Annotated in this window: 6 protein-coding genes; all 6 read left to right on the top strand. The window is 69.5% G+C overall.

Going from position 1 to position 12,815, the window contains the following annotated elements:
• The first annotated feature begins 8 nt into the window (after positions 1–8).
• The 6 genes from ACZ4WV_RS08080 to ACZ4WV_RS08055 all read left to right on the top strand — a co-directional run bounded on the left by ACZ4WV_RS08080 (position 9) and on the right by ACZ4WV_RS08055 (position 12,803).
• Entirely contained in the window at positions 9–3,947 is a 3,939-nt protein-coding gene (locus ACZ4WV_RS08080; protein ID WP_465743997.1) for a DUF6079 family protein, read from the top strand.
• Positions 3,947–6,721, top strand: a complete 2,775-nt coding sequence (pglZ, locus tag ACZ4WV_RS08075) for a BREX-2 system phosphatase PglZ (protein WP_465743996.1) — start codon at positions 3,947–3,949, stop codon at positions 6,719–6,721. Before ACZ4WV_RS08080 ends, pglZ begins: the two co-directional genes overlap by 1 nt.
• On the top strand, positions 6,721–8,067 hold the full coding sequence (gene brxD / locus ACZ4WV_RS08070) for a BREX system ATP-binding protein BrxD (protein WP_465743995.1): 1,347 nt from the start codon (positions 6,721–6,723) through the stop codon (positions 8,065–8,067). The genes pglZ and brxD overlap by 1 nt, the downstream gene beginning before the upstream one ends.
• Positions 8,064–10,232 carry a DEAD/DEAH box helicase gene (locus ACZ4WV_RS08065; RefSeq protein WP_465743994.1) on the top strand — a complete coding sequence of 723 codons (2,169 nt, stop codon included), beginning with the start codon at positions 8,064–8,066 and terminating at the stop codon, positions 10,230–10,232. The genes brxD and ACZ4WV_RS08065 overlap by 4 nt, the downstream gene beginning before the upstream one ends.
• 217 nt (positions 10,233–10,449) lie before the next feature.
• Positions 10,450–11,994 (top strand): hypothetical protein, encoded by a 1,545-nt coding sequence (locus ACZ4WV_RS08060; RefSeq protein WP_465743992.1) that lies wholly within the window; start codon positions 10,450–10,452, stop codon positions 11,992–11,994.
• Positions 11,991–12,803, top strand: coding sequence for a hypothetical protein (locus ACZ4WV_RS08055; protein WP_465743990.1), 813 nt, complete (start codon positions 11,991–11,993; stop codon positions 12,801–12,803). The genes ACZ4WV_RS08060 and ACZ4WV_RS08055 overlap by 4 nt, the downstream gene beginning before the upstream one ends.
• Positions 12,804–12,815: the final 12 nt, after the last annotated feature.

Here is a 12,815-nt window from a genome sequence, read left to right as displayed (position 1 = left end):
GACCCGCGATGTCCAGCACCGAGCTCTTCCTCCGGGACGTCCTGGACATCCCCGACGCGGTCCTCGCCGGCAAGTTCAAGGTCGAGCTGTCCGGCGGGTTCGAGAACACCCAGCGTCTGGTCGACGAGTACGTCGTTACCGATCAGCTGAAGAAAGCCTTCGGCAAGGCGCTCACGCTCGTCCGCAGCTCCGTCAGCGACGGTTCGTCGAACGCCGCGTACCTGCACGGATCGTTCGGCTCCGGTAAGAGCCACTTCATGTCCGTGCTCCACGCAGTGCTTAACAATGAGCCGGCCGCCCGATCCAAGCCGCGGCTGCAGGAGGTCATCGCGGAGCACGACGACTGGCTGCGTGACCGCCGATTCCTTATGGTCCCGTACCACCTCGTCGGCGCCGTCGACTTGGACTCCGCACTGCTCGGCGGCTACGTCCGCGCAATCCGCCGCATAGACCCGAACGCGCCGACGCCGCCGGTCTACCGGGCCGACGCGATGCTGGACGACGCCCGCTACAACCGCAGCATCGAGGGCGACGACCTGTTCATCCGCAAGCTCGGGGACCGCGCTGTCAGCGGCAGCACGGCCCACCCCGGCGATGCCGATGAGGACGACCTGGTGCCGCTGGAGGAAGCCGCGGCCCCCTCCACCGGCTGGACCAGCGCGGACCTGGATCGCGCGTTTGCGGCCCCACAGGGCGACCCACTGCGTGAGGCACTGGTCTCCGCGCTGCTCAGTGGTCCGATGAAGTCTTATGCTCGCGGCGCCAGCGGTGACGCGAACGCCTTCATCCCGCTCGAGGACGGCTTGTCCGTCATCAGCCGGCACGCTAAGTCGCTCGGCTACGACGGCATCGTGCTGTTCCTCGACGAGCTGATCCTCTGGCTCCAGGCCAGGATGAGCGACCAGGACTTCGTGAAGACCGAGGTCGGCAAACTCGTCAAGATCATCGAGTCGGGGGTGGCGGACCGGCCGGTACCGATCGTCTCCTTCATCTCTCGGCAGAGGAACCTCTCGCAGCTCGTCGGCGAAGACGTCACGGGCGCCGAGGTCAAGAACCTGGAGTCCCAGGTCGGTTACCTCGCCGAGCGCTTCGACGTGATCAACCTGGAGGACCGGAACCTCCCGGCGATCATCAAGGAGCGCGTGCTCAAGCCCCGCTCCCCGGAGGCCCGGGCCGCCCTGGACACGGCCTTTGCCGACTTCGAGCAGGCGAACGCGCGGGTCAAGGACGCGCTGCTCGACTCGCAGGGCGCGACTCAGGCGGACTGGTCGGACTTCCGCGACGTGTATCCACTGACACCGGCCCTGCTGAATGTCCTGGTTGCGCTGTCGGGTGCGCTCCAGCGTGAGCGGACCGGTCTGAAGCTGCTCCAGGAGTTGCTGTGGCGGCGCCGGGGGGACATGAAGGTCGGCCAGATCATCCCGCTGGGCGACCTGTGGGACGTCCTCTCCGGAGGCATGGGTGACGCGTTCACGGAGAAGCTCCGCAAGGAGGGCGAGCAGGCCAACCGGTTCTACGAGAAGGTCCGCCTCTGGATGGTGGAGCGCTACCAGGGCGAGGAGAGCGCCGATTTCCGGGCCACCGACCGGCTCGTCAAGACACTCCTGCTGGCCTACCTGACCCCCGAGGTCCCGGCTCTGGCCCGGCTGACCGCGCGCCGACTTGCGGACCTCAACCACGGTTCCGTCAAGCGCACCCGGACGATCACCGACGACAAGGTGGCCCTGGCGCGCCTGGAGGAGCTGCAGGGCGAGTTCGGCGGGGAGCTGCGTTCGGACGGCGGCAACGACCCGGTGTTCGCCCTGCACCTGTCCGACCTTGACGTCGAGCCGCTGCTGGACGCCGTCGGCGAGGTCGACCGGGTGAGCGCACGGCGCGTCTGGATCAAGGAGACCCTCTGGAACGCGCTGGACATCAAGGACACCGAGGGGTTCGTCTGCGAGCGCGAGATCGTGTGGCGCGGCACCAAGCGCACCGCCGAGTTCGTCTTCGGCAACGTCCGTGATGCCCAGGAGATCCCGGACGACCACTTCATCCCCTCGGTGGACGGCCGGGTTCGCTTCGTCATCGACTACCCGTTCGACGTCGCCGGCCAGTACCCGAGCAACGACGCCGCGCGGGTCCGTCAGCTGCTGCGGGACGAGCGGCACCACCAGCCCACCGTGGTGTGGCTGCCGGCGCACCTCTCGCGTCAGCGTGCCGGCCAGCTCGGGCGCCTTCTGAAGATCAACTACGTGCTGGAGCGGGAGCGCCTCGACGACCTCGCGGTCAACTACTCCGCCGAGGACCGCATCCGTATGCGCCACCAGCTCCAGGCGCAGCGGGACAACCTCACCTCCCAGCTCACCGTCACGCTGGGCCAGCTGTACGGCATCAGCCGCCTGGACGAGGCCAACGCAGGTGCACCGGTGGGGGAGGACGGTCACCTGCTGTCGATGCTGCCTGGCCACCGGCCCCGGCTGGAGGCCGCCGCCGGCTTCAAGGGCAACATGCTCCGGATCGCCGACGGTGTCTTCCAGGAGCTGTACCCGAAGCACCCTAACTTCGACCCGTCCGGCAACCGCAAGGCGATCACCCCGGCCGAGCTGAAGACTGTGCTCGGCTGGATCACCAAGGCCATGGAGGACGGCTCCGGGCGCGTGGAACTCGACCGCGGGCAGATGGCCGTCGTCAAGAAGATCGTGCACCCGCTGGAGCTCGGGGAGGTCCACGACGGTCCGCTGACCCTGAGCACCGAGTGGCGCCGGCGGATCGACCAGTACGCCGCCCAGCAGCAGGTCACCGGCGACTACAAGGTAGAGGACATCCGCCAGTGGATCGCCAAGCTCGGGTGGACCGGGCTGGACAAGCAGGTCAGCAGTCTGCTGATCGCCACCTACGCGCTGCTGGCCGACCGTTCCTGGGTCTACAACGGTAAGGCCGAGCCGGCGGCGCCGCCCCTGCAGTCGATCGGGGCCGGCCACGTTCTGCGGGCTCAGGAGAAGCCCAGCGAGGCCGAGTTCGCCACCGCGCGGGAGCGTGCGGCGGCGCTGTTCGGCGTCTCGGGAGTGCCGCCGGTGCTGTTCGCCCGCAACGTCGCGAAGCTCGCGGCAGCGGTGCGTGCGAAGGCCGAGGCAGTGGAGCCAGCCGTCGAAGGGGTGCGCAGCTCCCTCGGAAAGCCGCAGCACGCTACCGCGCTGGGCCTTGCCGATTCGCGTGCGCCCCGCCTGCTGGCGGCCCGGCATGCCGTGGACCTCGTCCAGCGGCTGACGCGGCACCAGGACGACACCCCGCTGGTCAAGGAACTCGCCGCAGTCGCGTACGACATCACCGATCAGGAGCTGGGTGCCGCAGTCGGCTCGGCGGAGACCGTCCTCAAGGCGCTCGACCGTACGCAGTGGGATCTGCTGGAGAGCGTGCGCGAGTACACCGGACGGACCGACGGGATCGGCGACCGCGCACAGCGACTGATCGCCGAGGTGGAACATGCCGCTCACGAGGACGAGTTTGCTCGCCAGCTCGCACCCGTCCTGGACAAGATCCAGCCGCAGTCCCTGGCACTGATCAGGGACGCGGCCCGGCTGGCCGCTGTCGCCGCACCGGCGGCACCCCCCGCAGCGCCAGCGTCGTCGCCCACGCAGGGGGAGCCGCCGACCGAGGCCGGCCAGGTCAGCTTGACCTTCCACGGCCAGCCGCCCCTGCCCACCGCACCCACCGAGCCGAGCACGCCTGCCGCTCCCGCTGGAACCACCTCCGGGGCTGGTCCTGCGGCAGCCGGGCCGCGCCGCTCCACCCGCAGGGTGGCAGCCCGCGCCGGGGAGACCGCGTTCGAACGAGCGTTGGCGGACCTGCTCGGCGAGATCCGGGAGTTCGCCGCCACCAACCCCGATACGGAGATCGAGATCGGGTGGAAGCCCGCGGACGAGCCCGGAGCGGGCGGTAGCGTGAGCGAAGGGGCGGCGCAGTGATGTCGGCCCAGCCACCTCTGGTCAACCGCCGGGTCATCGAGGCGCTTCTGCGTCTGGAGCTTCCCAACGAGCCGGACCGCCGACTCGTCCTGGTCCACGGCCGGTACGAGACCGGCGCGGCTGCCGAGTTCACCGCCTCCCTGGCTGAGGACAAGCGCCGGATCGAGGTCGTGGAGCAGCACTCCGTCCTCGGTATCTCCGACGCCTGGCATCGCCACCAAGAAGAAGCCACGGGCCCGGGTTCGGTGCTTGTGGTCACCACCACGGTCGAGGATGAGCAGCTCGGCTGGGACGTGCTCGGCCACGCCCTGCGCCGCCAGGTCCTCAGTGTCGACCGGGCGGAGATCGTCCGGCTGCGATTCGGCGCCACCGGTCTCGACCCGCGTATCCGCGCGGAATCCTGGCTGGTGAACGCCCTCCTCGAAGCAGAGCCCCACGGCGGTTGGCCGCGGCTCGGCTCCGTGCTCACGCTGGATGCGGCGATGCGCGCACTCGTCGAGGCCAGGCTGTCGATCAGCCAGGCATCGCCCGACGCGGCCGGCACCCGCGGAGATGGCCGCCGCGACACCCCGCTGGACGCCGACACCCTGCTGGCCTGGTCCCGCAGCCCCTTCGGGCCCGCCGCCTACGCGGCACTGGCCAAGGACGAGCAGCAGGGTATCCGGGACTGGCTGACCAAGGTCGCCGGCAACGCGGCGTCATTGCTGCTGGACCTGTGCGCCGCCGGCCGAGGCCAGGAAGCCATGGCCCTCGGGGTCGTCGGCTCCGTGGTCGCCGGTCCTGCTCCATCGGCCGAGACCGGCCTCGCGCTCGGTGGGCTGTTCGGCACCATCCGGCCCAAGCCCGCCGACCTGCGTCCCTTCGCCCTCGCGGTCGAGGGAACACTGATCCGCTGGCTGCTACAGGCCGAGCAGGCAGGACCAGAACAGCACGCGGCCCACAACCGGGCCCGGGAAGTCCTCGAGCAGGCGGACCGGCAGGCCCAGGAGGCTGGCCTGACCGAAGCCCTTGCTGGGAATGCGTACCTGCCCTCCGGGTTCCAGGCTCGCCTCAACGCACTCGCGGCTGTCCTCGACCCCTCCGGCCCCCGCACACGCAACGTTGTTGCGGCCGAGGCAGCCCTTGAGGAACTGCGCCGCCACCACCTCGCGGGCTTGCTGCGCCCGCGTGTCCGCACGGCCGAGGCCGCGGTGCGTCTGGCTCGCTGGCTGGCCGGCCCGCAGCCGACCATCGCCTCCGTAGCGGACGCGGTCGAGCAGCACCTCGCCGACTGGGGCTGGGTGGATGCCGCCCTCACCGTCTTGTGGGCCGGCGACGCCGATGCCCAGGAACCGGTCAGTGCCGCTTACCACAGCGTCTACCACGCTGCTCGTGGGCGGCGTGCCGTCATCGACGAGTTCTTCGCCCGGTACTTGCGTGAATGGACACATACCGCGGCCGGCCAAACGCCGGCCGGGGCGCTCCTGGTCGAGAACGTGCTCGACACCATCGCCGTCAAGCTCGCCGGAAAGTCGGGCCGGGCCCCGCTGATCCTGCTGGTCGACGGCATGAGCAGCGAAGTCGCGGTCGGCTTCGGCGAAGAACTCGCTCGCCGCGGCTGGCTGGAGACCGGCCCAGCCCGGGGCCGCCGCACGGCCGCAGTTGCCGCGATCCCCTCACTCACCCGCATCAGCCGGGCCTCGCTCCTCACCGGCAGCCTCACCCAGGGCGGCCAATCGGTGGAGAAGCCCGGCTTCGAGGCGTTCTGGTCCCGGCAGCGCCGTTCGGCCGCCTTGTTCCACAAGGCGGACATAGGAGGTGCAGCCGGCCAGCGGCTCTCCGACACGCTGCAGCGCGAGCTGGCAGGCGAGGCGGTCGTCGGAGTCGTGCTGAACACGGTCGACGACTCACTCGACCACGCGGCCCAGGGCGACCGCACCCGGTGGCGCCTGGCCGACGTGACCTACCTGGAGGAACTCCTCGCCGCCGCACGGCTCTACAGTCGGCCCGTCGTCATCGTCTCTGACCACGGCCACGTCCTTGAACGAGGCGAAGGACTCGACGCCCCGGCAGCCGCCGGGAGCGTGGGTGCCGCGCGCTGGCGCCTCGGCGAACCGGGATCCGGCGAGGTCCTGCTCACCGGGCCGCGCGTGCTCGAAGGCGATGGCCGCATCGTCGCGCCGTGGCGCGAGGACATCCGGTACACGCCCCGCAAGGCGGGCTACCACGGCGGCGCCTCCCTCTCCGAGATGACCGTTCCGGTCCTGACGCTGCTGCCCGTGGACGCTGACCCGCCCAAGGACTGGCACCTCCTCGCACCGGAGGACGTCACCCCGTACTGGTGGAGCGCAGGCAACCCCACCCGCGATGCGGCACGTGCCGCCGAGCAGACCAACACGTCGTCGACCTCGGCCAAGTCCACGGACGGCCAGGAACCTGCGGAGGAGACGCGCGAAGCCGCCGAGACGAGCGCGCCGGCACACGGCCCCTCCTTCGGGACGAAGCTGGTGGCGTCCGAGACCTTCCGTTTCCAGCGGAGGTTTGTCCGCAAGCCGCCCGAGCCCGAGGTCATGGCTGCCGTCGTCGACGCCCTTGTGGCAGCGGACGGCGTCCTGTCCCTGACCGCGGTGGCGGCGGCAGCGGGCAAGGCCGGCCGCAACGCCGACGGCTTCGCCGCAACACTGCAACGACTCATGAACGTAGAGGGCTACCCCGTGCTGGAGTTCAGCGACAACGGAAGCAGGCTGCGGCTCAACGTGCCGCTCGCCCGTGAACAGTTCCAGGTGGACAGCTGATGAGCACTACCCAGCCTTCCTCCGGGGGTCAGGCGGCTTCCGTGAGCGCGGCCCGTCGCCGCGACGTGGTCGATGCTCTGCGTCGCGGCACGGTGCCCCAGTTCGGGCTCGATCTCTTCGCCGTCGGCCTCGAACGCTTCGAGCGCGCCCTCGACGACGACCTGACCGTCGTCACCCGAGGCGGCGCCGCGTTCCATGCCGTCCGCGGTGACTACGGCTCCGGCAAGACCTTCTTCGCCCGCTGGCTGGCCGAGCGGGCCAAGCGCATGGGCCTGGCCACAGCCGAGATCCAGATCTCCGAGACCGAGACCCCGCTCCATCGGCTGGAGACGGTCTACCGGCGCCTGACCGAACGCCTGTCCACCGCGAGCCACGCCCCGAGCGCCCTGCGCGCCATCGTCGATTCCTGGTTCTACACCCTGGAAGAGGAGCTCCTCGACGCCGGAGACGTACCGGAGGACGACACCGAAGCCCTCGGCAAGGCCGTCGACGCGCTCATGGAGTCCCGCCTCGCCGACGTCGCCCGCACCACCCCCGCGTTCGCAGCGGCCCTGCGCGGCTACCGCCACGCCAAGGCCGCAGGCGACGCTGCAACGGCCGAGGCGCTCATCGCCTGGCTCGGAGGCCAGAAGTCCGTGGCAGCCGGCGCCCGCAGGACGGCAGGCGTTCGCGGAGACCTGGACCACTTCGCCGCCCTCGGCTTCCTCCAGGGCCTGCTGACCGTCCTGCGGGACTGCGGACACCCCGGCCTGCTGCTCGTCCTCGACGAGATCGAGACCCTCCAACGCGTGCGAGGCGACGTCCGGGAGAAGGGCCTCAACGCCCTGCGGCAGCTGCTGGACGAGATCGACGCCGGCCGCTTCCCGGGCCTGTTCCTGGTGATCACCGGCACGCCCGCGTTCTACGACGGACAGCAGGGCGTGCAACGGCTTCCCCCGCTGGCTCAGCGCCTGGCCACCGACTTCACGACCGACCCGCGCTTCGACTCACCCCGCGCGGTCCAGCTCCGCCTTGCCGGCTTCGACCTGGAGCGGCTCGGTGAACTCGGCCGCAGCGTCCGGGACCTCTACGCCGGAGCTGCCCGCAACCCGGACCGGGTCGCCGAACTCGTCGACAACGCCTACATCGCCGAACTCGCCACCGCCGTCACCGGAGGACTCGGCGGCCAGGTCGGCATCGCCCCGCGCGTCTTCCTGCGCAAACTCGTCGCCGACGTCCTCGACCGGGTCGACGAGTTCGACGACTTCGACCCGCGTCGGCACTACGCCCTTACCCTCTCCTCGGCCGAGCTGAGCGAAGCCGAACGCAGCGCTGCTTCCGCGGGCGACATCGAGCTCGACCTATGAGCGACTCCCACACACCTTCCGAACCAGGGGCCGGGACGGCCGCGCTGTCCCGGCTCCAGCCCGCTCTCGTCCACCACATCGTCAACTCCCTAGGCTGGCGTGAACTCCGCCCCCTCCAGCAGGAGGCCATCACCCCATTGCTCGACGGCTCGGACGCCGTTCTGCTCGCCCCCACCGCCGGCGGCAAGACCGAAGCCGCGTCGTTCCCCCTGCTGTCCGCCATGGAACAGCAGCGATGGACCGGCCTGTCGGTGCTCTACGTGTGCCCGCTCAAGGCCCTGCTGAACAACCTCCTGCCCCGCCTCGAAACGTACGCCGGATGGCTCGGACGGCGCGCAGCGCTCTGGCACGGCGACATCCCCCCGACCGCACGCCGACGCATCCTCACCGACCCGCCGGACATCCTGCTCACCACGCCCGAGTCGATCGAGGCCATGCTGGTGAGCACCAAGGTCGACCAGCACCGCCTCTTCGCCGACCTGCGGACCATCGTCGTCGACGAGGTCCACGCCTTCGCCGGCGACGACCGCGGCTGGCACCTGCTCGCCGTGCTCGAACGTCTCCAGCACCTGGCCGGACGGCCCATCCAACGCGTCGGCCTGTCCGCCACGGTCGGCAACCCGGGCAACCTCCTCCACTGGCTGCAAGGCTCGGGCCGCGGTCGGCGCCCCGCCCAGGTCGTCGCCCCCGGTGTCGATCTCGCCCCACGGGCCGTCGCCGACGCCACAACGGTGACACCACCAGGAGACATCGAACTCGACTACGTCGGATCAACCGCCAACGCGGCCAAGGTCATCGCCACCCTCCACCGAGGCGAGAAGCGGCTGGTCTTCTGCGACTCCCGGCAGCTCGTCGAAGAACTCGGTGCCGCACTCCGCGCCGCAGGCGTCACCACCTTCCTCTCCCACGCCTCCCTCTCACTGGACGAACGGCGCCGCGCTGAAGCCGCGTTCGCCGAGGCCCGCGACTGCGTCATCGTCTCCACCAGCACCCTCGAACTCGGCATCGACGTCGGCGACTTGGACCGCGTCATCCAGATCGACGCCCCCACCACCGTCGCCTCCTTCCTCCAACGCATCGGCCGCACCGGACGCCGTGCAGGCTCCACCCGCAACTGCCTCTTCCTCGCCCGCAGCCACGAGGCACTGCTGGGCGCCTCGGCCCTCCTCGTCCTGTGGGGCCGCGGTTACATCGAGCCGGTCACTGCCCCACCTGAGCCCCGGCACATCGTCGCCCAGCAACTCCTGGCCCTCAGCCTGCAAGAGCACAAGATCGCCCAAGGACTCTGGAACCAGGGCTGGAACGGCCTGCCGCCGTTCGACCGCAGCGCCGAACCCATCCTGCGGCACCTGGTGAATGACGGCTTCCTCGACCGGGACGGCGAGCTGCTGTTCATCGGCCCGGCCGCCGAGGAGAAGTTCGGCCGCCGCCACTTCATGGGCATCACCGCCGTCTTCACCGCACCACCCGAATTCACCGTCCTCGCCGGCCGCCAGGAGATCGGCCGCACCGACCCCATGCTCCTCACCGAGAAGATCGACGGTCCCCGGGTCCTCCTGCTCGGCGGGCGAAGCTGGAAAGTCACCTGGATCGACTGGACCAGGCGCCGCTGCTACGTCGAACCCTCGGACCTCGCCGGCCGCGCCCGCTGGTTCGGCACCGGCTACAGCGGCACCTCCTACGCCCTCAACCAGGCCGCACGCGACGTCCTGCTTGGCGCCGACCCGCCGGTCAAACTCACCCGCCGAGCCACCCAGCAACTCGCCCACGTCCGCGAGCAGAACGTCGACACAGTCCACCCCGGCGGCACCGTCATCACCCGAGCCGGCGACGACATTCGCTGGTGGACCTGGGCTGGCTACCGCGCCAACGCCACCCTCACCGCCACCCTCGCCGGCCTCACCGACGAACGCCAGCGCTTCTCCGACGAATACCTACGTCTACGCACCGACCTCAGCCCGCAGATGTGGAAGGCCGGTACGGCCGATGCGGTCTCACGCCTGTGCCTGCCCGACATCGACGTGAAAGCCATGCGCGGCCTGAAATTCCACGAGGCACTCCCCGAGCGGCTGGCCATGGCCACACTCGCCACCAGGATGGCGGACCTCGAATCGGCGAAAACCATCCTGTCCGAACCGGTCAGGTTCTCGCTCAAAGCAGAGTGAACCCGGCCGTTCCACCAGCGCCGCGACGTGTAGGGCGCCGACCGGCCCATTCGGATTGTGGGACCGCTCCCGGTCGACTTCTACTGGCTTGGGCACCGACCGGCAGGAGGATTTAGCTTCCGAAAATAATCGCTTGACAGTTCGAACGTGACGTGTTGTCAGACCCTCGCTCTAGCTTGGCCCTCGTGTCGGCCATCTACGGAAGGGGACCCTGCCAGTGTTCTTCGAGGAACCGACTGCGGCCTACGAGAGCCTGACTGCGCGGATGAAGGCACTGGCGGTGGTTCGCCCGATCGTTGGCCTCGACTCCAGCAAGGCAAAGACTGAGAGGGGTTGGCACGGCTACCGGCTCGCAGAACTGGCTTTGGCGGCTGTCGACTTCGTCGCCCTGAGCAGTGACATGGGAACGATGGTTCGCCAGGATGCCGTGGCCAAGGAAGTCGCGGGGTACGCGGCCCTTCAGGTGCCCGAAGGGACAGAGAGCGAGCGCGAGGCCATTGGCACGTGGATCATCGAGCGACTGATCAACGTCGAGGAACGCGACCGTGCGTTCCGACAGCCCGTCGGTACCCTCAACGAAGAAGGCTTCTCCGTAAGGGACTTCCCGTTCCAGATCCTCAGAGAGGTACCCGACGAGGTCGGGCGTGCCGCACTGGTGGTGACCGAGGCCGCGATCAATGTCCTGCTTCACGCGATTGACATCGACGTCGCATCGGCGCAGATCGCGGCCGAGGCCCGACTGACCGCGATGCTGAAGCGGGCCCGCATCGAGGACGCGTTGCAGGCGGCACTGCACGCCCGCCGGCAGAGCTTGCGCTACGCGAAGCAGCTCACCGACTGGAGGGCCGCGATGCAGCGCAGCGTACGCGCCATCAGCTGGACGGACCAGGTCGACGAGGAGGTCGAACTCGCCCTCGACCACGTCAAGGCGCGCTCCGACGCCGAGACTGCCATGCAGCAGCGGGTGGGCGAGCTGCTCGAAATCACCGAGGACGAGCGGAAGCGCCAGCAGCTGCTCGACCTGGGCAATGTGCTCGCCGACTGCCTCAATCGCCACGCGGGGCTCACCGTCTTGCTGATGCAGCTCGGCCCGGAGTTCCGCCGGCAGCAGGACCGGCAGGTGTTCGTCTTGCCCGCGCTGCACACACGGGTCCACCTCGAGGACCAACTTCTGCGGCCAGTCCTGGAGCTGCCGATAGACAGCGCGGACGGGCCGCTGGCGGCCTTCACCCACGCGGCATTCGGCCCTAGACGCCCGCACGTGCTCTACCTACCCGACTTCTTCGCTGCACTGTGCCGGGTCACCGAGAACCAACCGTTGGAGCCAGCTGTCGTCCAAACCGATCACGAATGGGACGAATCCGCCAACGAACCTCTGTTCACCGCAGAACAGGAGCAGGACACGGCGGACATCCTCGCCGGCGTCCCGGCGGCGGGGGTGCGCCTGTCCGCGCTCCTGAACCACGCACGGCTCAACCCGCCAGGCGTGAGCCAGCGGTGGGGAACCGATCATCTGGTCGCGCTACGTGTCCAGGAACTCTTCCGCAACGTCCCCGTGTCCCAGCTGGCCGAAGGGAAGCAAACGATTGTCGCGATCGACGACGGCACGGAGCTGGATGACCCGCGGTTCGGAGGATCCGACTTCCTCGTGCTGAGCGTGCAGGCCGAACCGGTCAACACCACGGGAGGCTCGCCTGCCGCCAGCCCCATCCCGTCGCCCCGCCACCCCGGCGCCCCTGCACTCGCGAAGGAACAGGCATGACGAACGACGACGTGGCGGACGCCACCCGCATGATTGCCATGGCCCTGGGCCGCGGCAGGATGCCAGCACGATCGAGCGAGTACGCAAGACTCGTCCAGCGCTACCACCGAGAGCCTGACTATGCCCACACGGTGCACATGGCAGCGAAGGGCTTCGATCTGACGGTCCTGGGAGTCGACCACCGCTCAGGACTCATCCTGGGCACCGCCACGGAGAGCTCACTGTCCTTGTCGGTCACCGAGCTGGTGCCCGCTCCCCAGGACCGGCCGCTGTACCTGCTCGCCCAACTCGCCATCGCCACTCTCGCGTTCCCCCGACCGCAAGACTTGGACGACGACGAGTTCGTGGGCCGCGTCACCGCCAGCGCCGTCGACGACTACGTGCGCGAACATGCTCTGGCGATCGAGCAGCGCATCACCGCGGCTGGTGAGGACCAGGACCCGCCGACCGGCCAGCCGGGGCTGGAAGCGCTATGGCGTGCGTACCTGCGGCGCAGCGCCACTGGCAGGACCAAGGGCGACAACACGCCGTTCGCAGCCAGCCGCAGGATCGTCGAGCGAGCACTGAAGCACTTGGTCGAGTACGGCTTCATGCACAAGGTGCCAGGCGACGGCGAGGGCACATACGTCACGCACGTGAAATACCGCGTGCAGATCCGCGAGCTCGCGGCCGGCGAGATGCTTGGAGAACTCGCGGCTCTGGGCATCTCCCGCCTGCCGAGCGGAGACCTCGGCCGCACAACCGACGAGCCGGCCCCGCCAACACCCGGCGCCCCCGGCCCCACGCTCACCGCACCTCTCGCCGACTGACCGTAGGGGAGT

The organism is Kitasatospora sp. NPDC029312 (assembly GCF_055569215.1).
This window is presented reverse-complemented; position numbering and strand designations above follow the sequence as displayed.